This is a genomic window from Sphingomonas bacterium (assembly GCF_903644055.1).
Taxonomy (GTDB): Bacteria; Pseudomonadota; Alphaproteobacteria; order Sphingomonadales; family Sphingomonadaceae; genus Sphingomonas_I.
This window is the reverse complement of sequence record NZ_CAHJXD010000036.1, coordinates 1-20151: the sequence shown is the minus strand read 5'-3', so window position 1 is coordinate 20151 and position 20151 is coordinate 1. Positions and strand designations below refer to the sequence as shown.

Here is a 20151-nt window from a genome sequence, read left to right as displayed (position 1 = left end):
GGCTCAAGGCCGGGGTGACGAGAGTTCAACGTAAACCGGACATTCTAGCGAACGCTCGCCTTCGCAAACGCGCGTCATTTCACGCGACGACCGATCGTAGCGATCCGGTTCACCCGTCACAGCCCTCGCGATGATGACCTGGGCTATCTGCGTTTTGCGGCGGTTGCGTCGCGGATCGCCTTGAATTCGGCGCCGGCGCGCCAGCCTGGCCAGGCACGGCTGTTCGCAAGGTCGCGGCCGATATCGTAATACAGCGCGACATCCTGCGCCGCGCCGCGCAAATCCCAGTCGGCATGCCAGACGTCGCATGCCTGGTGATAGCATTGCATATAGCCTTCGAGCCAGGCATCGCCCGCGGCGCGGCCGCCTGCGACAAGGTCATGTCCGCCGCTCATTCCCATCAGCAGCAGCGAGGGTACGCCGCGCCGCGCGACGGAAAAGTGATCGGCGCGATAATAAAGGCCGCGTTCGGGCAGCGCCTCCGGCGTGATCGTCCGGCCCTGCCGCGCGGCGGCGGCGGCGAGACGATCCTCGAGGTCGGTCTGGCCGTTGCCGACGAGGACCACGTCATGGGCCGGCCCGGCGGTCTGGAGCACGTCCATCGTCAGATCCGCGACGGTCGTCGTGAGCGGATAGAGCGGCCGCGACGCATAGCTCTCCGACCCTAGCAGGCCGCGTTCCTCGGCGCTCCATGCCGCGAAGACCAAGGTGCGGTCCGGCTTGGGCCCGGCGGCAAACGCGCGCGCGAGCTCGAGGACGCCGGCCACCCCGATCGCATCGTCCGCCGCCCCCGCGCGCACCGTGCGCCCCGCCGCATCGGCCGGGCCGGTGCCATAAGCATCCCAATGCGCCGCGAAGAGGATCGTCTCGTCTGGGTGGCCGGCGCCGACGATCTTGGCGAGGACGTTGTGGCTCGCGACATGCGTCGTCGTGACCGGCACGTCGACGGAAAGCGTCTCGCCGCTCAACATGACGGGGCGGAAGTCCGGGCTCCGCGCGGCCACGCGCAATCGTTCGAAATCCAGCCCGGCTTTGGCGAACAAGGAACGCGCGGCATCCCGGTCGAGCCATCCCTGCAACAGCACGCGCTCGTCCGCGCTCGATCGAACGACGTCGTAATTTTCGCCGCCCGGCGCGATCACCGTCGCCCAGCCGTAACCGGCGCCCGCCGCTTCATGGACGATCAGCGCGGCGATCGCGCCCCGCCGCGCGGCTTCCTCATATTTGTACGTCCAGCGCCCGTAATAGGTCATCAGCTTGCCGCCGAAGCGGCCGGCGACGGGATCGCCGGAGCTGGCGCCATAATCGGGATCGTTGACGAGGAAGATCGCGACCTTGCCGTGAAGGTCCACGCCCTTGAAATCGTCCCAGTCACGCTCGGGCGCGTGAACGCCGTAGCCGACGAATATCATCGGCGCCTTGGCGATCGTCGCCCGGTCGACATCGCGGACCGTGCTGAAATAGACGTCGCGCGATTGGGAGAGCCGCGTGATCCCCTGCCGCGTCGCGATGGAGATGGCGGCGGGCGCGGCAATGCGCGTGTGGACGAGCGGCACCGCCTGGAGGTAGGTCCCGCCTTCTCCGCCCGGCGCGACGCCGAGCGCCTGGAAACGTACCACGAGATAAGCGATCGTCTTCGCTTCGCCCGCCGTGCCGGGCGCACGTCCCTGAAAATCGTCGGAGGCGAGCAAGCGAACCGTCTCGGAAAGGCGGGCCGGATCGATCGGCCCGCTATCCTGCGCGACGCCGCGATGCGCCAGCACCAATGCCGCCAGCGCCGCGAGCGGAGCAAGTTTAACCATGTCGCCGTTCCTCACGCCACCGGAGACGCCAACCGTCCATGCTCAAAATCGGGTGATCTCCTCGACATGCTTCTCCACCTCCGGACGGTCGGTCCACAAGGTCCGGAAGGTCTTGCTCGTGAGGAAGGGGAGCTGGTCGCCGCGATGCTTGGACCCCGGCTGGCTCGAATTGCCGTAGCTCATCAGCCCGACGGCCTTCATGGGCGTCCCGAACTCGACCATCGAAACCCAGGTCTCGCCATGGACGGGCGTGCGCTCGCCCCCGTTCATCGGACCCCAGGTAATCGTGCGAAAAACGCCGGTGCCGCCGAAGCCGCCGTTGCCGGGGAGATCGGTATCGGCCAGATGGAAGCGCGAGACCGTGCCGAAGGGCCGATCGACCGCGCCATAGAGTTGCCGGGTTCGGACGATGGCCTGCCCGAGCATCGCCACCGCCGCCTGGGGATCCTTCAGGCCGGCCGGCGTCGCGATCGGGTCCGCGGCCGACCAGATCTCGCGATAATTGCCCTGCGCCGTGAAGCTCTTCGGGCTGAAGATCGTCGCCCAGGTCTCGAACAGAAGCGCGGCCTTTGCGTCCGGCTCGTAACGATGATCCCAGCTCTTCAGCAACGCCGCCGCCGCCCTGAGCTCGGGATCGCCGCTGTTTTCCGCCAGGGGAATGAGCTCGGGCAGCAAGCGATCGGCCATCAGCGAGCGCGTCGTGACCTTTTTGGCGACGAACTGGTCGAAATCGATCTTCGGCCCTTCGCTCATAAGCTTGACCGACATTTGGGACCGCAGGCTCATCGGCCCGACGACCGACACATAGGCGGGAAAATCCCTGGGATCGAGGGGCTGCGGCCAGCTCGTCACCCAGGGCGGATCGTTGGTGTTCTGGACGAAGCCCGACGGGGGATCGAAGACCTTGGGAAGATCGTCGAAGCCATGCACGTCGTGCCATATCGTCGCCGACGTATCGCCGGCCACCGGCTTCGCCCATGTCGCGAAATCGCCGCCCTGGGAATGTTTCGGCAAGATGCCGTTGTCGAGGTAGAGGATGTGGCCGTCCTTGTCGGCATAGACGATGTTGAACATCGGCACCTGGAGCCGGCGGAGCGCCTTCTGCATGTCCGTCCAGCCGCGCGCGTGGCCCATCTCCCAATATTGCGAGAGCGCGCCGGGCCGATCGAGTCCGGCGATCCTGAGCGCGATCATGCCGCCGCCGTTGGGCAGATCGAACACCGGACCCTGCACGGCGAACTTCTGATCGAAGGCGACGGTCTTCAGGCTGCCGTCGGGCTGGAGCACCTTGTAGCTTTTATGTTCGATGCGAAACGCCAGCGGCTTGCCGTCGAGCAGATAGCCGTCGCCGCTCGCCGTGAGCCGGTAGCGCGTGAAGCCCAGGATCGTGTTGACCGTGTTGGTGAAGGCCACGTCGCGCGTGAAGGCGAAGCGCAGCACCGGCAGGCCCACCTGGGTGGCGCCGTAGACCGAGAAGCCCGGAGCGGTGAGATTGGCCTCGAAATAGGTCTGCCAGCTCGGCGCCCATTGCAGATGGGGATTGGCGAGCAGCATCGCGTGGCCGCTCGCGGAGCGCGCGGGAGAAACCGCCCAGGCATTCGATCCGTCATTATCGCCGATCGCGGTGGCGGGATCGTCGCCCTCTCCGGGCGCCCCCGCCGAGCCGAGCACGCGCTGTTCCGATGCGATGTAGAGATAGGTCATCACGCGGTGCGCGTGCGCCATCACATCGATGCCGCTGATCGTTCCGACTTTCAGCGCTTCGGGATCGATCCTGTCCCGGTGGCTCGCGACATAGGCGTTGATGCCGGCGGCGAAGGCATCGAGATCGGAGCGGAATTGCGGCGCCTGCGCCTTGTACCAAGTGACCGCGCGCTCCGGTTGCCCGTTGGCGATCAGCCATCGATCGGACGCCTCGAATTTCGGACCCCAATATTCCGCCGCCCGCGCGCGCGATTCGCCGTAGATATGGAGCAGCAGATTGGCGTGGGCTTGCGCTTGGGCATAGCCGAAGCCGTAGAACATGCCGGTTTCGGTCTTGGCGTAGACGTGGGGCACCCCGAATGTGTCCCACAAAATCTCGCCGCCGCCCGCCGCCACGACCGGCGCGGCCTCGATCAGCGCGATCGCCGCGATCAGGCTTTTGATCCGCATGCCCACTGCCCGGTTCCCTTCTGCTTTGCTACCGCATCCGTTAGGCGTTCGGCCTCTATGCCACAGCCGCTTCGAGCAATCGGATCGTCCCGGCGTCGGCATCCATTTCGGCCTCGACCCCTTCCGGCAGGCTGAACTGATTGGCGATATGACCGAAAAAGCCGCCCTGGAAGACGGGCACGCCGAGCGGCTCGAGATGCTGCTGCAAAACCTCCGAAAGGGTGAAGCCGCCATATGACGGCCCCGCCGAGACGCAGCTCGTGCATTGCCCGAACACGACGCCGCGCACGCGCCCGAGAATACCCGCGAGCGCGAGCTGGGTCAGCATGCGATCGATCCGATATTCGGCTTCTTCGGTATCCTCCAGAAACAGGATCGCGCCAGTGAAGTCGGGCAGGAAGGGCGTCCCCACCAGCGCGGTCAGCACGGTGAGATTGCCGCCCAGCAAGCGCCCGGTCGCCTTGCCGCCGCGTATGGCGCGGGTCCGCCAGGCGCGCTGCGCGAGCCGATCGTCGAGGCTTTCCGGATTGCGGTAGGTCGGCGTGGCGCCGTCGAAGACGAGCGCGCGGAACGGCTCCCAGGATTGCTTGCCCCAGGCGCTGGAGGCGTTCGGGCCGTGAATGGTGGCGAAGCCCGCGCGCGCCGCGAACGCGAGATGCAGCGCGGTTATGTCGCTGAAGCCGATCAGCAGCTTGGGATGGGCGCGGATCGTCTTGAAATCGAGATGCGGAAGCAGCCGCGCGCAACCCCATCCGCCGCGAACCGCGAACACCGCTTTGACGCTGTCGTCGGCGTACATCGCGTTGATGTCGGCCGCCCGATCGGAATCTTCCCCGGCCAGATAGCCGTAGCGCCTGCCGAGGTGTGGGGCCGGCTTGGGGATGAGCCCCATAGCTTTGATCGTCTCTTCCACGAAGCGAAGATCGAAGGGATCGTCGATCGCGCTCGCCGGCTCGATCAGCCCGACGACGTCGCCTTCGCGCAGGCGCGGCGGCTTGCGAAGGGGCGCGGCACCGGCAAATGCTGTCGGCGCCATCGCCATCGCGGCCGCCCCGGATGTCAGCGACGCGAGCAGCGTTCGCCTGGATAGCGTTCCCGCGTCAGGCCCGGCCGGCATGGCGCACCTCGCCCGCTTTGAGGGGATCGCGCTCGATCGCCTGCGCGAACTTCTCGCCGAAGCTGGTCGATCCGGTATCCTCGCTCATCGCCAAGACATAGCCGTCGGCGGCGAGCAGTGATAGCTCCACCGCGGGCCGATCTGATCGGGATCGAAGCGCGGCCGCAGGATCATCATATCGTGAATGGCGAGCAGCCAACTGCCGACGCGCGGATGGCACGCGACCGCGCTCTTCGGTCATGCCGCTCGGGCGTCGGCGGTTTCGGGCGGGCCGGCGGCCGCGGCGGCGGGGTCCATCCACATCGGCCCGAACCCGTTGCCATCGAGATCCTCGAACGCGCGGCTGTACATGAAGCCCAGGTCCTCGGGTTCGTGCGCCTCGCGCCCGCCCGCGGCCAGAGCGGCCTCGGTGATCGCATCGACTTCGGCGCGGCTGTCGAAGGACAAAGCGAAAAGGGCGGCGCTGGTCGCCTGCGTGTCGGCGATCGGCTTGGTGGTTAAGGTGCGGTAGAAATCGTGCGCCAGCACCATGAGGTAGATCGCGTCGGACCACACCAGGCACGAGCTCTGCTCGTTGCTGAACTGCGGGTTCCGTACGAAGCCGATCGCTTCGTAGAAGGCGGTCGCCTTTGCGACGTCGGCGACGGGCAGGTTGACGAAAATCATCTTGGGCATCTCGAATCTCCTGATCGGCCTTCGCCGCGGACAAGGTGAGCGAATCGACTGACTTGCGTCTTCTGCCCAGCTAGGTTATTAAAAGCAACTACTAAGTTATAAAGAGTAATCTATATGTCCAAGCCCGTCGAAAAGCGCTGGTATGACGACGCCTGCGGCACCGCGCTGGCACTGGAGCTCGTCGGCGAGCGCTGGTCGCTGCTGATCGTGCGCGAGCTCATGTTCGGGCCGCGCCGGTTCGGCGAACTGCGCGCCGGGCTGCCGGGCATCAGCGCGAACGTGCTGACCCAGCGGCTCGAAGGGATGGAGCGAGCCGGCATCCTCGAACGGCGCAAGCTGCCGCCGCCAGCGTCGGTACAGGTCTATGCGCTGACGGACTGGGGCCGGGAGAGCGAGGCGGCGATGGCCGCGCTGGGCCGCTGGGCGGTGCGCTCTCCGCTGCATGATCCGCGGCTGCCCCTGAGCGGCGCCTCGCTGATGATGTCGTTCCGCACGATGCTCGATCCCACCCGCACGCGCGGGATCGACGCGCGGATCGGCTTTCGCATCGGACCCGATCCTTTCGCTGCCCATCTCCATGATGGCGCGCTCGACGTCGTCCGCGCCGAAGCCGATGATGCGGCGCTGCGCTTCGCGACCGAGGAAGCCGGCACGATCGCGGCGGCGGTCTACGGCGGCGTGCCGCTGGCCGATCTCGAGGCCGGGGGCGCGCTCCGCATCGAAGGCGATCGCGCGCTCGCCGAACGCTTCATGACGCTGTTTCCGCTGCCGCCGAAAATCGCTTGAGCATTGCGGCGGCCGCGCAGGCTGCCTAGGCACGTTCCGCGCCGCGAGCCGTTCTTTTCCGCGGAGCCGAACGCCCGAGGACCGCCATGACCGATATCCCCAACGTCCAGCCCGACAGCCGCGATGCCACCGTGCTCGCCGCGCCGGATAGGGTGGTCAAGGTGCGCGACGCCTTCGGTATCGACAGCGACATGGAAGTGCCCGGCTTCTCGGAGGCCGACGAGCGCGTCCCCGATCTCGATCCCGCCTACGTGTTCGATCCCGATACCACGCTGGCGATCTGCGCGGGCTTTGCGTTCAACCGCCGCGTGATGATTCAGGGCTATCACGGCACGGGCAAGTCGAGCCATATCGAGCAGGTCGCCGCGCGGCTCAACTGGCCGACGATCCGGATCAACCTCGATGCGCACATCAGCCGCATCGACCTGGTGGGCCGCGACGCGATCGTGCTGCGCGACGGCCAGCAGATCACCGAATTTCGCGAGGGCCTGCTCCCCTGGGCGCTCCAGACCCCCTCGGCATTGGTGTTCGACGAATATGATGCCGGCCGCCCCGACGTGATGTTCGTGATCCAGCGCGTGCTGGAGGCCGAGGGCAAGCTCACCCTGCTCGATCAGAACAGGGTGATCCGGCCCAACCCCTGGTTCCGCCTGTTCGCCACCGCCAACACCGTCGGCCTCGGCGATACCACCGGCCTCTATCATGGCACCCAGCAGATCAACCAGGGCCAGATGGATCGCTGGAACATCGTCGTGACGCTCAACTATCTGCCCGCCGCGACCGAGGCGCGGATCGTGCTCGCCAAATCGGGCGAATATGACAAGCCGGAGGGCAAGAAGACCGTGGAGAATATGGTCAAGGTGGCCGAACTGACGCGGCAGGGCTTCATGGCGGGTGACATATCGACCGTGATGAGCCCGCGCACCGTGATCTCTTGGGCGCAGAATATGCTGATCTTCAACGATATCGGCTTCGCCTTCCGCCTGTCCTTCCTCAACAAGTGCGACGAGGCCGAACGCTCGCTGGTCGCCGAATATTACCAGCGCGTGTTCGGCAAGGATCTACCCGAGAGCATCGTCGGCAAGGCTTGAGCAAAACCGGGAGGTGGACTAAGTTAGTCATCCGGAAGGAGCCGATTGATGAACGCGCCGACGAAGCTCCCCTATGTCAATGTCCACGATGCAAAGACCAATTTCTCCCGCCTGCTCGAACGCGCACAGCGTGGCGAAGAGATCGTGATCGCCAAGGCGGGTAAGCCGGTCGCCAAACTGGTGCCGATCACCGTCGAGGCATCCGGCCAGCATCTGCCGCCGCGTCAGCCGGGCCGCTACAAAGGCCTGTTGGGCGACATTCCCGACTCGGTTTGGTTCGATCCGCTTCCCGATGACGAGCTTGAAGCTTGGGAAGGAAAATATTCGAACATCATCTGACGAAGCGGCATGGCCTATCTGCTCGATACCCACGCCCTGATCTGGTGGTGGGAAGAAGATCCCAGGCTCGGGGAAAGCGCGGCACGTTTGATGAACCGTCGCGCAGAGCCGATCTTTGTGAGTGCGGTGAGCGGGTTGGAGATTGCCATCAAGGTTCGGCTGGGCAAGTTGCCGAATATGGCGAAGGCGATCTCGGAATATCCATCGAATGTGGGGAATGACGGCTTCTCGCATCTGGCCATCGAGCCGGCGCATGCGCGGGCCGGCGGTCTGCTGCCCGGTCCGCATCGTGATCCCTTCGATCGCGTTCTGGCGGCACAGGCGCTCCTCGGCGGCCTCACCATGCTAAGTCGCGATCCCTGCTTCGCCGCGTTCGGCTGTGCGGTGCTCTGGTAATGGCGGAGCAGACGCCGCTTGACGCCTTCCGAGCGGTGCTCGCCGGCGCTGCGCGCGCGATGGCGCATGAGCCGGAGCTGGAGGTATCCTTTACCGCCGAGGCGCCGTCCGCCTCGTTCAAGCAGCTCCGCGTGCCGATGCCGGGGCGCAACCTGCCCGCCGATCAGGTCGCCGAGGCGCGCGGTTTCGCCGATGGCTTCGCGCTGCGCGAGCGGCATCACAACAAGGCGCTTCACGAGCGCTTCGCGCCGCCGGAAGCGGTGGCGCGATCGGTGTTCGATGCGGTCGAGCAGGCGCGGGTCGAGGCGCTGGGATCGCGCGGGATGGCGGGCGTGCGCGCCAACCTGGCGCGTGCGCTGGAAACCCGAATCAAGGCCGATCCCCTGGTCCGCGCGCGCACGCAGGCCGAGGTGCCGCTGGGCACGGCGATCGGATTGCTGCTACGTGAACGCCTCTCGGGCGAACATTCCCCGGCGATCACGCAGCCCGGCCTGTCGCTGGTGCGCGACTGGATCGAGGAGAAGGGCGGCGGTGATCTCGATGCGCTGGCGATGGCGCTCGACGATCAGGCGACCTTCGCCAGGCTCGCGGGGAACCTGCTCCAGGATCTCGATCTGGTCGAGGCGCAGCCCGAGCCGACCGAGCCCGAGGACGGCAGCGAAGGCGAAGGCGAGGATCAGGAGCAGAGCAAGGATCAGGACGAATCCGAGCAGGACGAGGCCGGCGGCGATTCGGACGCTCAGATGGAAGCGCGCAGCGAGCAGAGCGAGCAAGGCTCCGAGCAGGGCGAGGAAACGCAACAGGAAGACAGCGAGTTCGACGGCGAGGGCGAGCTCGGCGAGGAAGGCGGCGAGGGCATGCTGCCCGTCCGCCCCAATCGTCCGCCCGCCGAGATGCCCGGCACGATCGACTATAAGGCCTATATCGAGCGCTTCGACGAGGTGATCGAGGCCAAGGAATTGTGCGACGAGGAGGAGCTCAACCGCCTCCGCGCCTATCTCGACCAGCAGCTCACGCACCTCCAGGGCGCGGTCACCAAGCTCGCCAACCGTCTCCAGCGGCGGCTGATGGCACAGCAGAGCCGGAGCTGGGAGTTCGATCAGGAGGAAGGGCTGCTCGATGCCGCGCGGCTGGCGCGCGTGGTGGTCAGCCCCGCGCACTCGCTCTCCTACAAGATCGAGCGCGAGACCGAGTTCCGCGATACGGTGGTGACCCTGCTGCTCGACAATTCGGGATCGATGCGCGGGCGGCCGATCTCGATCGCAGCGATCTCGGCGGACATCCTGGCGCGCACGCTGGAGCGCTGCGGAGTCCGCGTCGAAATTCTGGGCTTCACGACACGCGCCTGGAAGGGGGGGCAGTCGCGCGAGGCCTGGTTGCAGGCGGGGCGCCCCGCCGCGCCCGGCCGCCTCAACGACCTCCGCCACATCGTCTACAAGCGCGCCGACGAGCCCTATCGCCGCGCGCGCCGCAACCTCGGCCTGATGATGCGAGAGGGGCTGCTCAAGGAGAATATCGACGGGGAGGCGCTGCTATGGGCGCATAGCCGGCTGATCGTCCGGCCCGAGGAGCGCAAGCTGCTGATGGTGATCTCCGATGGCGCGCCGGTCGACGATTCGACGCTGTCGGTCAACTCGGGCAGCTATCTCGAGAAACATCTGCGCCAGGTGATCGGCTGGATCGAGACGCGCTCGCCGGTCGAGCTCGCGGCGATCGGCATCGGGCATGACGTGACGCGCTATTACAGCCGCGCGGTGACGATCATGGATGCCGAACAGCTCGGCGGGACGATGGTCGAGCAGCTCGCGGCCTTGTTCGAAGCCGAATAGGCTCAGCAGCCGCGATCGATCTCGCGTCCGGCGAGCGCGCCGACTCCGGCGCCGACGATCGTACCGACGCCGCGATCGCCGCGCCCGGCGATGCCGTTGCCCAGCAAGCCGCCCGCGATCGCTCCCAGGATCGTGCCGCCGGTTCCTTTGTCGCAACGGCGATACCGGCGGCGATCATACTGACGACCGTCGCGCGGCCGGTCATAGCCATAGGGCGCGCCATATGCGGAGGGTGGGGGGCCGCGATCACGCCAGCGCTGCGCGTCGGCGGCGGGGGCGAGCAGCGCGACGATGGCGGCGCCCAGGATCAGCCTTGCTCGCCCACGCATCACGCACTCTCCTCACACGCGGCCCGACCAGCCGGGTGACGGACAAGCCGCCACCGAATCGGTATGCGGCCTTTTGCGTGAGGGAAAGCTGAATGACGCGGTTAGCGGCGGTTCAGGTCGGCGTTACCCGTTTCTGTCCGCAGCCGGAAGAGAGACCGTTCAGGCGGCGAGTTGCGACTTTTCGATCTCGCGCTTCAGGCGACGCGCGCGCAGCGAGAGATTTTCGACCGAGGTCTTCTTCAGCCAATTGTCCAGACCGCCGACATGCTCGACCGACCGAAGGCCGTGCGTCGAAACGCGCAGCCGCACGCCCTTGCCAAGCGCGTCCGAAATCAGCGTGACGTTCTGCAAGTTGGGCAGAAAGGTCCGCTTGGTCTTGTTGTTGGCGTGGGAAACATTGTGACCCACCTGCCGGCCCTTGCCGGTCAGTTCGCAAATACGCGCCATGCGCTTCTAATCCCGAATTTCGCTGTGTGCGGAAAGAGCGCGCCGATAACGACAGCATCCCTGCGGGTCAAGGCAAAGCTTGAGATCGTATCGGCTGTGCAACTTCCTCGGGCGAGGGTCGTTGGGGCGCTCAGGGCTCAATGGAGGATAATATGCGCGCTGTCATAACCATCTTGGCGATCGTCGTCGTCATCGCGATCATCGCGGTCGCGACGGGCTTCGTCGACCTTCATGGCCGCTCGGGCAGCCTGCCGCAGGTCGCCGTATCCGGCGGATCGCTCCCCAAGGTCGGCGCGGACGTCGGCAGCATCGACGTCGGCACCAAGAACCAGACCGTCGAGGTCCCCAAGGTCAGCGTCGATACCAAGAAGACCGAGGTCGCGGTGCCGACGATCGCCGTCAAGAAGCCGGAATGAGCGAGGGCGCGATCGCGCGGCCGGGGATCGTCGCGCTGATCGCGGCGCTGCTGCTGCCGCCGCTCGGCACGTTCCTCGTGCGCGGGATCGGCACGGCCTTCTGGGTGACGGTGCTGCTGACCCTCGTCGGCTGGTTGCCGGGCGTGGTGTTCGCACTGCTCGTAATGCTCCGGCCGGAAATCCTGCCGCGCGGCTGACGCGCCGCGTGTGATCGCGTGGTAGAAGCGGGCATGGCTTTTCCCTTGCCCGCCCCGATGCGCCTTGCGCTCGATCTCGCAGCCCGCGCTGCGGCCGCCGGCGAAGTGCCGGTCGGTGCTGTCGTGACGCGCGACGGCGCGGTGCTGGCGACGTCCGCGAATGCGATGCGCTCCGCAAGCGATCCTACCGCACATGCCGAAATCGTGGCGATCCGCGCGGCGGCGGCCTTACTCGATCAACCGCGACTCGACGGCTGCGATCTTTGGGTGACGCTTGAGCCATGCGCGATGTGCGCGGGTGCGATCGCGCATGCGCGGCTCGCGCGCGTCTATTATGCCGCCGCCGATCCCAAGGGCGGCGCCGTCGAGCACGGGCCGCGGCTGTTCACCCAGCCAACCTGCCACCATCGTCCCGAAATCTATCCCGGGATCGGCGCCGAGGAAGCCGCCGTCCAGCTTCGCGCCTTCTTTGCCAAACGCCGGTAGCTTTGGAACGATTGCGGGGGCCACCGATCGAAGCGGGCAGGGATCAGTTCAGGATCGGTTGCGCGCCGCGCGCGATCAGCCGGCCGATGGCATCGAACAATTTGTTCATCGCCACGGGTTTCAGGATCACCTCATCGGCGCCCTGATCGACGCAGCTCTGGCAGATATCGAGCGCGGTATCGGCGGTGACGACGATCACGGGAACCGACGCCTTGGAATCGGGGCGCGCGCGCAGCAGGCGGATCGCGGTCAGGCCGTCCATCCCCGGCATGCGCAAATCCATCAGCACGATGTCATATTCGCGTTCGTCGATCATCCGCAGCCCGGTTTCGGCGTCCGTGGCTTCGTCCATATTGGCGCCGGCGACCGTCAGCATATCGCGGACGACGCGGCGGTTCATCGCATCATCCTCGACGAACAGGATGTTCACACCCCATTTCCTGCAACCCTGGTCACGCCGCCATCTCCTCGGGTCGCTCGGCGTGGGCATAGAGGTCCCCGAGCAGCGCGACTAGCTCCGGAGGCGTCAACGGAGTCGCTAAAATCCGGCTGACGCCCAGACGCGCCGCCGCCGCGCGGATATCGTCGTCGGGCTGACGCCAGAGCAGCACGGTGCGCGCGGCGCGCGGGACCAGATCGGCGATGGCATCGATCCGCATTTCCAACGCCCCCGAATCGGCGAGCAGCAAATCGATATCGCCCGATTCGAGCGCGCCGCACGCCTCCTCGGGCGTCGCGACGGTGGCGAACGCCGCGGTCTGCGGAGCGAGCAGCGCGCGCAGGATGCTCTGCGTGAGCGGATTGGCTTCGATCAGCAGCACGCGCGCTTCGGCCAGCGACGCCGGGCCCGTGACGGACCTAGGCTTGCGCGCATGCTCCCCGGCGACGCGCACGAGCGGCAGAACGAGCGTGAACGTAGCGCCCGCCCCGAGGACGCTGGACACGGTGACCGTGCCGCCCATCGCCTGCGCGAGGTTGCGGCAGATCGCGAGGCCGAGCCCCGTTCCGCCATGCCGCCGCGTCGTGCCGCCATCGACCTGGCAAAAAGATTCGAAGATCTCCTCCAGCCGATCGGGCGGGATGCCGATGCCCGAATCGACGACCGCGATCGTCAGCGACTCGGCTTCGGCCTGATTAGCAACGCCGGGCACGATCCGCGCAATGACGCGCACGATGCCCTGATCGGTAAACTTGATCGCGTTGGACAGCAGGTTGAACATGATCTGGCGGAGCCGGACCTCATCCTCGAAGATGCGATCGGGGAGATCGAGCAGGTCCAGCTCGACGGTCAGGCCCTGCGCCTGCGCCCGGCTTTCCCATACCCGTACCGTTTCGGTCAGCAGCGCGGGCAGGTCCATCGGCGCCTTGTGGATCGTCAATTCGCCGGTCGTGACCTTGGCGATGTCCAGCAGGTCATCGACCAGAGCGCGCATCGTCTCGCCCGCGCCATGCACCAGTTCGATCTTGCTGCGCACCCCGCGCTCCAGCGCGCGATCGGCAAGCAGCACCTGAGTCATGCCGAGAATGCCGTTGAGCGGGGTGCGGATTTCATGGCTGGTCATCGCGAGGAATTCGGTGCGCGCCGCGAGCGCCCGCTCGAGATCGCTATTGGCGGTGCTGAGATCGTCATTGGCCGCGCGCACGCGATCGCGGCTGCGGCGGATCGAGACCTGCATGGTCAACAGCAGCAGGATGAGCACGCCGGTCGCCGCCAGCAGCCCGAGCAGCATCTGCTGCCGGTTGCGCGCGATCACCGCATCGCGCGTCGCCTCGCCACGCTTAAGCTCGGCGATCTTGAGGTTCTGGTTGGCATAATCGAACTGCGCGGCCATCAGCGCGGCGCTTGTCGAGGCCGCGACGTTGCGCGCCTCGTCATCGAGCTTCTTGAACTGCTCGAGGTGCCGGAGCGCGCGAGACTCATCACCACGCGCCTTGTAGACGGCGTAGGCCGTCTCATGCTCATCGCGGAGCAGGGCGGAGGATGTCGTCTTGATAGCCAGCGCCCTGTCGATGAACTGGGCCGCTTGCCGATCGTGACCACGCTGCAAAGCCGCGCTCGCCGCGACCCGGAAGAGCGCAGGCTTCCAATCCTCGCCACTGCCGGGAGGCGACATCGCAAATCCCCGGGCGATGGTCATGTCGGCAGCATCAAGCGCACCGCTTCGGAGCTGAGCGTCCGCGAGCATCGTCAGGAAGCGGGCTTCCAGCAACGGACTTTGCATCTTGCGTGCCAGCAAAATAGCCTTGTCAAACTCGACTTCTGCCGCCTTCGAATTTCCCTGTCTTTGTAAAGTTTGTCCACGATTGCTGAGAGTTGCGACTTCAATGGAAGAGTCGTTTCGATCAGCTTCAAGAGATAGATCGAAGTAATGTAGCGCACGCGCATAATCTCGCGCATAGAAAAATGTAAGTCCGAGATTTTGGAGAGCGATCGCTTGGCCGCGGGGATCGCCAATAGCACTGTAAGTGTTATAGGCAGTACGCAGTTCTCTCAACGCACTTGGTATATTCCCGATCAACGGAAAAGCTGCTGCACGGGCCATGTGCAGGTCTGCAACCAATTTTGACTTAGGGGCTATAGATTTGATCCCGCCGTCAAGACCACGGTTTAAAGCAGCAACCGCTTGCGCCGGTCTGTTGAGCCCGACGTCTGCGGCCCCTTGGATCCAAGCGCTTCGGGCAAGAAGCATTGTTTTCTGAGGCGATGCTGGAGATCTTTTTAGGCTTTGTTCAACGTCCACCGCTCTGCGCAAAGCAGCAGCGGGATTTGCCATTAAATCAGTTTGAGCTTTGGCAAGAGCCATATCCGGCCTTGCCAGTTCCCCCGCGGCGGAAAAAGCCGGACTGCTAATAAGAGCGAACGCGAATATCACTCCAGCCAAAGTATGTACTAAGGCTAAGAGATTGCTAAGAATAGCTATCTTCAAGCTCAAAGGATGAAAGACAAGTTTAAATCGCGTCAGCGAATACTTGCCTTTAGAGTTGAAGCTAACAAATCTAAAAAGCTGCTTCATCAGACGACCAAACAACTTTAAATTGGGGTTATTACCAGGGAACGACGCCCATCACACATCTCCTTGAGCCGAAGGCACACGCTGCCGACGCCCCAGGAGCTACCTGAACCGATTTGGATGGTAAAGAGGAAAACTTAAAAAAAACTTAATTGACGACGTTATTCCTTATCTCCTGCCGCACGGCGTCTGATCCAATCTTTACCGTCGACCGATCTCCAGGGAAAGGTGATGTTTTCCATCGGAATGCCCCGATCGCCGCGCAGATCGAGGAAGGCGCGAAGCTCACCCAGCCGCAGGGGCTTGGAGATCAGATAGCCCTGCATGTGATCGCAGCCCATAACGCGCAGCAATGCCATCGCGGCGGGCGATTCGACGCCCTCGGCGGTGACCTCCATGCCCAGCGCATGCGCGAGATCGATCGTCGAGCGAACCAGCAGGGGGTCGCGATGGCTCGAGGAGAGCCCCTGGACGAACATGCGATCGATCTTGAGCTCATGCGCCGGAAGCTGCTTGAGATAGGCCAGGCTGGAAAGCCCGGCGCCATAATCGTCGATCGCGATCCGCAGACCCGCTTTGGCGAAACTGTGCAAATTGGCGAGCGCGCGTTCGGAATCGGCGATCATCGCGGTTTCGGTGATCTCGAGCCCGAACGGAGCGCTGGCATCGCGCACCGTCTCCAGCAGCCACGCGCCGAAATCACGATCGGCGAGCAAACAGGCGGAGATGTTGACGCTGCATGCCAGCGGATGCCCGCATATCGCCAGGCTGCGCTGCTCCATCAACGCCTGGCGCACCACCCATTCGGTGATCCGGCGGATCTCGCCGCGCGCTTCGGCGATATGGATGAAATCGTTGGGGCCGATCAGCCCATGCTCGGGATGGAGCCAGCGCACCAGCGCCTCCATGCCGACGACTTCGCCGGTGCGCGCATGCGTCTTGGGCTGATGAACCAGAAAAAGCTGGCCCCGCGATACCGCGGCATCGAGATCGCCGGCGAGGCCGTCCTCCCAGGTCGGCGGGATCGGCGGGAGCGACCCCGCATCTTCCGATACCTCGGCCCTTCGAAATCCTCTGCCGAGTCGCAGCCCCGCCGCCAATCCGGTGACCAGCGCGAAAGCAGAGACTGACAAGAGTAAGAGAACGGGCACGCGGGTGATTTGTCCACAGGCTGTGAATAAGTTCTTAATTACGAGCCCTGGTCTGATGAACAAGCAAATAGTTGCGGCGGAAAAGGGGTGGCGAAGCGCGGATCAGCGCTTCGCCAGTTTGAAGGCAATCGCCGCGACGCAATAGGCGACGATGGTCAGCTTGAACGACAGCGCCAGCACCGCGAGCAGGAAGCCGATCCGGATCCAGAGCGGGTTGATGCCGATCGTCGCGCCGATTTCCGCGCAAACCCCGAAGAGATTGTCGCGGCTATCAGGAGCCTGCGCGGTGGAAGTCATGCGATCCATGGTGCGCTCTTCCATCATGCGAAGTGAAAGGGGGTGGTGGCGAACAGGATGCAGGTGGCGCTCACCACGAAGGCGAGCAGGCCCGCGCCGATCTGGGTTCCAAGCGAAGTGGTCGTGTACATTTCATGCTCCTCGATGTGCCCGCGAAACCACTTCGCGGGGATGCCAAGGTGATTGCATCGACCGTGCCAAACCGCGTCGAGAGAGGATTTTGGCGCAGAGCCGCAATGTCGGCAGCATGCCGCGCCAATATTTGGCATCCAATGCCAACTGGCGGCGTGGGATATTCGGCCGATGGAGATGCGCGCCGACGATGCGGCTGCTATCGTGCGCGAATGACCAAAGCTCTCGCCATCGCCCCCGATGATCTGATCCGCACGATGGCGCTGCGCGCCGGTGCGGCCGCGCGCGTGCTGGCCCGCACCCCGACCGGGGCCAAGGCCGCCGCGCTGCGTTTCGCCGCCGAGGAAATGCGGAGCGGCGTCCCCGCCCTGCTGGAGGCCAACGCGCGCGATATGGCGCAGGGCACGGAACGCGGGCTGTCGCCGGCGATGCTCGATCGGCTCAAGCTGGACGAGGCGCGGATCGCGAGCGTCGCCGACGGCCTCGACGCGGTGGCGGGGCTCGCCGATCCGGTCGGCGCGGTGATCGACGAGGCGGTGCGCCCCAACGGCCTGCGCCTGTCGCGCGTGCGCGTGCCGCTGGGGGTGATCGGCATCATCTACGAAAGCCGCCCGAACGTCACCGCCGATGCCGGCGCGCTGGCGCTGATGGCGGGCAATGCCGTGATCCTGCGCGGTGGATCGGAAGCGCGCGAGAGCAATCACGCGATCCACGCCTGCCTCGAAGCGGGGCTCGCGCGCGCCGGCTTGCCCGAGGATGCGATCCAGCTCGTGCCGATCGCCGATCGCGCCGCCGTCGGCGCGATGCTCGGCGCGGCGGGGCTGATCGACGTAATCATCCCGCGCGGCGGCAAGGCGCTGGTCGCGCGCGTGCAGGAGGAGGCGCGGGTCCCCGTGCTCGCGCATCTCGACGGCAACAATCACGTCTACGTCGATCGCGCCGCCGATCCCGCCAGGGCGGTGCCGCTGTCGATCAACGCCAAGATGCGGCGGACGGGCGTATGCGGTGCTGCGGAGACGCTGCTGATCGATCGCGCCTATTCCGGGACGGCGGCGTTGCTCGCCGGGCTCGCCGACGCGGGCTGCGTGCTGCGCGGCGCCGAGGACGTCAACGCGATCGAGCCGCGCGCGACGCCGGCCGACGATGCCGACTGGGATACCGAATATCTCGACGCGATCATCGCGGTGCGCCTCGTCGACGGCATCGATCAAGCGCTGGCCCATATCGCCGCGCACGGATCGCACCATACCGATGCGATCGTCACCGAGGATGCCTTAACCGCCGAGCGCTTCCTCGCCGAGGTCGATTCGGCGATCGTGATGTGGAACGCCTCGACCCAGTTCGCCGACGGCGGCGAGTTCGGGCTAGGCGCCGAGATCGGCATCTCGACCGGGCGGCTCCACGCGCGCGGCCCCGTCGCGCTCGAAGGGCTGACCACCTATAAATGGCTGGTGCGCGGCACGGGGCAGGTGCGCGCTTGAAGCGCAGGCGGCCGACCGGCATTCTCGGCGGATCGTTCAACCCCGCGCACGCCGGCCATCGCCACATCAGCCTGTCCGCGATCGAGGCGCTGGGGCTGGACGAACTGTGGTGGCTGGTGTCGCCGGGCAATCCGCTGAAGCCCGCCGACGGCATGGCGCCGCTGCCGGCGCGCCTCGCCTCGGCCGAACGTATGGCGCGGCGCACGCGGATCGTTCCCACCGCGATCGAGGCGCGGCTAGGCACGCGCTACACCGCCGATACGCTGCGCCTGCTCGCGCGGCGCTATCCCGACCGGCGCTTCATCTGGATCATGGGCGCGGACAATCTCGTCCAGTTCGATCGCTGGCGCGATTGGCGGCGGATCGCGCGGACGATGCCGATTGCGGTGATCGCGCGTCCGCACTATGATGGCCGTGCCCAGCATGCGAAAGCGATGGGATGGCTTCGGCGCTTCGTCCGGCCCGTGAGCCAGAGCAGATGCTGGACGCAGTGGAGAACGCCGGCGCTCGTGCTGCTGCACTTCCGCCCCGACCCGACTTCCGCGACGCGGCTCCGCGCCGCCCTTCCCGATTGGGATTCATCCCTCACACCCAAGGCTCCGCGTGATCGCCTCACGCGCCGGCCGCTCCCCCACGGAGGATAATGCCCGCCATTGCCGCGACTCCCGCACCCGCGCCCGATCCGGCCCCCGGACAAGAGGCAGCCGAAGCGCTGCACCGGCTCATCCTGGCCTCGCTCGACGACGATCAGGCGATCGAGACAGTCTCGATCCCGCTCGCCGGAAAATCCTCGATCGCCGATTATATGGTCGTTGCCTCGGGGCGCTCGAGCCGTCAGGTCGGCTCGATGGCGATGAAGCTTGCCGAGAAGATCAAGGCGCTCACTGGGCACAGCCCGCGGATCGAGGGCATGCCGACCGCCGACTGGGTGCTGATCGACGCCAACGACGTGATCGTCCATCTCTTCCGACCGGAAGTGCGCACCTTCTACAATCTGGAGCGGATGTGGGCGTTCGGCGACGGGCCGGTCGCGGTGCCCGCGCGCGAGGCGGCGGGCTTCGCCTGACGGCGTGCCATCCCTCCCAGTGGGTGCGTTCGTCGAAGCGGGCAGAGTCTGACCCGTGCTGCTCCACATCGTCGCGCGCGGGCGCATCGGGCGCGGCCCGGAGGCCGATCTGGTCGATCGCTATCTGGCGCGGATCGCGTGGCCGACGCGGATCACCGAGCTGCCCGACCAGGGCGGCCGCATCCCGCCACCGCTGTCACCCTGCGTCACGATCCTGCTCGATGAGAAGGGTGCCCCGCTCGGCTCGCTGCCGTTCGCGCAGCGATTGGGCCGCTGGCGTGATGACGGGATGCGCGAGGCGCGCTTCCTGATCGGGGCCGCCGACGGCTTCGGCGACGCCGATCGCGCAGGCGCCGACCTGATCCTCGGCTTCGGCGCGATGACCTGGCCGCACCTGCTCGCCCGCGCGATGCTCGCCGAACAATTGTGGCGCGCGACGAGCATCCTCGCGAACCATCCCTATCATCGTGAGGGCTGAATGATCGCGCTCGTGGTGCTGGCGGCGGCGATAGCGGCGCCCGACGCGCCGGGCGAGCGCGCGCAGATGGCGCGGCTGACCGCGGCGGCGGTGCGGCTGTCGCGCCAGCCGACGCTCGCGACGCTGCTGACCCCGCATAGCTGGAGCGAGGCCGCGCATCGCCAGATCCTGCTGGACGCCATGCGATCACGGCTTCGGCTTCGCGCCACGCGTCTGGCGGCGCAGATGACCGCCAGCGAACGCCTGTCGCGCGCGGGACTCGCGCCCGCCGACCTCGCCATCCCCCGCGCCGGGCGCGCTCTGGGCGATGTCGTCACGCCGGCGCGTGCCGACGCATTCTATCGGCTGCCCGCCACGGGGCAGGTCGTCACCCGCTTCGGGACGATCGACGATCGCGGCATCGGCGCGCGCGGCCTTACGATCGCCCCGCCGCCCGGCGCCCCGCTCGTCGCACCCGGCACGGGCCGCGTC

The 20151-nt window shown here is 66.1% G+C and carries 23 protein-coding genes and 1 pseudogene; 13 read left to right on the top strand and 11 right to left on the bottom strand.

Annotated elements, in window-relative coordinates; all coding sequences use genetic code 11:
- Nucleotides 1-143: 143 nt before the first annotated feature.
- The 5 genes from HUU94_RS01600 to HUU94_RS01580 form a co-directional block, all read right to left on the bottom strand.
- Nucleotides 144-1802: a M20/M25/M40 family metallo-hydrolase gene (locus HUU94_RS01600; protein ID WP_174273379.1), complete on the bottom strand. Its 1659-nt coding sequence runs from the start codon at nt 1800-1802 to the stop codon at nt 144-146.
- 42 nt (nt 1803-1844) lie between these two features.
- A complete protein-coding gene (locus HUU94_RS01595; RefSeq protein WP_174273378.1) occupies nt 1845-3956 on the bottom strand; it encodes a penicillin acylase family protein in 2112 nt (703 codons plus the stop codon).
- A 55-nt stretch (nt 3957-4011) separates the two neighbouring features.
- Complete coding sequence (locus HUU94_RS01590; protein ID WP_174273377.1) at nt 4012-4998, bottom strand: S66 peptidase family protein; 987 nt, start codon at nt 4996-4998, stop codon at nt 4012-4014.
- Between the two features lie 58 nt (nt 4999-5056).
- Nucleotides 5057-5203, bottom strand: coding sequence for a hypothetical protein (locus HUU94_RS01585; RefSeq protein WP_174273376.1), 147 nt, complete (start codon nt 5201-5203; stop codon nt 5057-5059).
- A 107-nt stretch (nt 5204-5310) separates the two neighbouring features.
- A complete protein-coding gene (locus HUU94_RS01580) occupies nt 5311-5748 on the bottom strand; it encodes a VOC family protein (RefSeq protein WP_174273375.1) in 438 nt (145 codons plus the stop codon).
- A gap of 114 nt (nt 5749-5862) precedes the next feature.
- Here HUU94_RS01580 and HUU94_RS01575 point away from each other — a divergent pair, with 114 nt between their 5' ends.
- The 5 genes from HUU94_RS01575 to cobT all read left to right on the top strand — a co-directional run bounded on the left by HUU94_RS01575 (nt 5863) and on the right by cobT (nt 10189).
- On the top strand, nt 5863-6534 hold the full coding sequence (locus tag HUU94_RS01575; protein ID WP_174273374.1) for a winged helix-turn-helix transcriptional regulator: 672 nt from the start codon (nt 5863-5865) through the stop codon (nt 6532-6534).
- An 86-nt stretch (nt 6535-6620) separates the two neighbouring features.
- Nucleotides 6621-7625: a cobaltochelatase subunit CobS gene (cobS, locus tag HUU94_RS01570; protein WP_174273373.1), complete on the top strand. Its 1005-nt coding sequence runs from the start codon at nt 6621-6623 to the stop codon at nt 7623-7625.
- Nucleotides 7626-7673: 48 nt separating this feature from the next.
- The gene (locus tag HUU94_RS01565; RefSeq protein ID WP_174273372.1) at nt 7674-7964 is read left to right on the top strand and encodes a type II toxin-antitoxin system Phd/YefM family antitoxin; all 291 of its coding nucleotides are present in this window, start codon (nt 7674-7676) and stop codon (nt 7962-7964) included.
- Nucleotides 7965-7973: 9 nt separating this feature from the next.
- Nucleotides 7974-8360: a type II toxin-antitoxin system VapC family toxin gene (locus HUU94_RS01560; RefSeq protein ID WP_174273371.1), complete on the top strand. Its 387-nt coding sequence runs from the start codon at nt 7974-7976 to the stop codon at nt 8358-8360.
- Nucleotides 8360-10189 (top strand): cobaltochelatase subunit CobT, encoded by a 1830-nt coding sequence (gene cobT, locus HUU94_RS01555; RefSeq protein WP_174273370.1) that lies wholly within the window; start codon nt 8360-8362, stop codon nt 10187-10189. Before HUU94_RS01560 ends, cobT begins: the two co-directional genes overlap by 1 nt.
- Before the next feature lie 2 nt (nt 10190-10191).
- Here the strand turns inward: cobT and HUU94_RS01550 are convergent, their stop codons facing one another.
- Both HUU94_RS01550 and rpmB read right to left on the bottom strand, forming a co-directional pair.
- Nucleotides 10192-10518 (bottom strand): glycine zipper 2TM domain-containing protein, encoded by a 327-nt coding sequence (locus tag HUU94_RS01550; RefSeq protein WP_174273384.1) that lies wholly within the window; start codon nt 10516-10518, stop codon nt 10192-10194.
- A 159-nt stretch (nt 10519-10677) separates the two neighbouring features.
- Nucleotides 10678-10965: a 50S ribosomal protein L28 gene (gene rpmB, locus HUU94_RS01545; protein WP_174273369.1), complete on the bottom strand. Its 288-nt coding sequence runs from the start codon at nt 10963-10965 to the stop codon at nt 10678-10680.
- Between the two features lie 152 nt (nt 10966-11117).
- Between rpmB and HUU94_RS01540 the strand changes: the two genes are divergently transcribed.
- The 3 genes from HUU94_RS01540 to HUU94_RS01530 are packed head-to-tail and all read left to right on the top strand — an operon-like array spanning nt 11118 to nt 12064.
- Nucleotides 11118-11381 (top strand): hypothetical protein, encoded by a 264-nt coding sequence (locus tag HUU94_RS01540; protein ID WP_174273368.1) that lies wholly within the window; start codon nt 11118-11120, stop codon nt 11379-11381.
- Nucleotides 11378-11578 (top strand): YqaE/Pmp3 family membrane protein, encoded by a 201-nt coding sequence (locus tag HUU94_RS01535; RefSeq protein ID WP_174273367.1) that lies wholly within the window; start codon nt 11378-11380, stop codon nt 11576-11578. Before HUU94_RS01540 ends, HUU94_RS01535 begins: the two co-directional genes overlap by 4 nt.
- A gap of 33 nt (nt 11579-11611) precedes the next feature.
- On the top strand, nt 11612-12064 hold the full coding sequence (locus HUU94_RS01530) for a nucleoside deaminase (RefSeq protein WP_174273366.1): 453 nt from the start codon (nt 11612-11614) through the stop codon (nt 12062-12064).
- Nucleotides 12065-12107: 43 nt separating this feature from the next.
- Here the strand turns inward: HUU94_RS01530 and HUU94_RS01525 are convergent, their stop codons facing one another.
- The 4 genes from HUU94_RS01525 to HUU94_RS01510 all read right to left on the bottom strand — a co-directional run bounded on the left by HUU94_RS01525 (nt 12108) and on the right by HUU94_RS01510 (nt 16532).
- Nucleotides 12108-12494 carry a response regulator gene (locus tag HUU94_RS01525; RefSeq protein WP_174273365.1) on the bottom strand — a complete coding sequence of 129 codons (387 nt, stop codon included), beginning with the start codon at nt 12492-12494 and terminating at the stop codon, nt 12108-12110.
- Nucleotides 12495-12516: 22 nt separating this feature from the next.
- Nucleotides 12517-15078 carry an ATP-binding protein gene (locus HUU94_RS01520; protein ID WP_174273364.1) on the bottom strand — a complete coding sequence of 854 codons (2562 nt, stop codon included), beginning with the start codon at nt 15076-15078 and terminating at the stop codon, nt 12517-12519.
- Between the two features lie 158 nt (nt 15079-15236).
- Nucleotides 15237-16226, bottom strand: a complete 990-nt coding sequence (locus tag HUU94_RS01515) for an EAL domain-containing protein (RefSeq protein ID WP_174273363.1) — start codon at nt 16224-16226, stop codon at nt 15237-15239.
- A 102-nt stretch (nt 16227-16328) separates the two neighbouring features.
- Nucleotides 16329-16532: a PspC domain-containing protein gene (locus tag HUU94_RS01510; protein WP_174273362.1), complete on the bottom strand. Its 204-nt coding sequence runs from the start codon at nt 16530-16532 to the stop codon at nt 16329-16331.
- A 335-nt stretch (nt 16533-16867) separates the two neighbouring features.
- On the opposite strand from HUU94_RS01510, the gene HUU94_RS01505 reads away from it, so the two are divergent.
- The 5 genes and pseudogenes from HUU94_RS01505 to HUU94_RS01485 form a co-directional block, all read left to right on the top strand.
- Nucleotides 16868-18136, top strand: coding sequence for a glutamate-5-semialdehyde dehydrogenase (locus HUU94_RS01505; protein ID WP_174273361.1), 1269 nt, complete (start codon nt 16868-16870; stop codon nt 18134-18136).
- Nucleotides 18100-18780, top strand: coding sequence for a nicotinate-nucleotide adenylyltransferase (locus HUU94_RS01500; RefSeq protein ID WP_174273360.1), 681 nt, complete (start codon nt 18100-18102; stop codon nt 18778-18780). The genes HUU94_RS01505 and HUU94_RS01500 overlap by 37 nt, the downstream gene beginning before the upstream one ends.
- Complete coding sequence (gene rsfS / locus HUU94_RS01495; protein ID WP_174273359.1) at nt 18780-19202, top strand: ribosome silencing factor; 423 nt, start codon at nt 18780-18782, stop codon at nt 19200-19202. The genes HUU94_RS01500 and rsfS overlap by 1 nt, the downstream gene beginning before the upstream one ends.
- A 55-nt stretch (nt 19203-19257) precedes the next feature.
- Nucleotides 19258-19680, top strand: a complete 423-nt coding sequence (locus HUU94_RS01490; protein WP_174273358.1) for a 23S rRNA (pseudouridine(1915)-N(3))-methyltransferase RlmH — start codon at nt 19258-19260, stop codon at nt 19678-19680.
- Nucleotides 19681-20151, top strand: a pseudogene (locus HUU94_RS01485) (hypothetical protein); the annotation flags it as partial. It lies immediately after the preceding gene.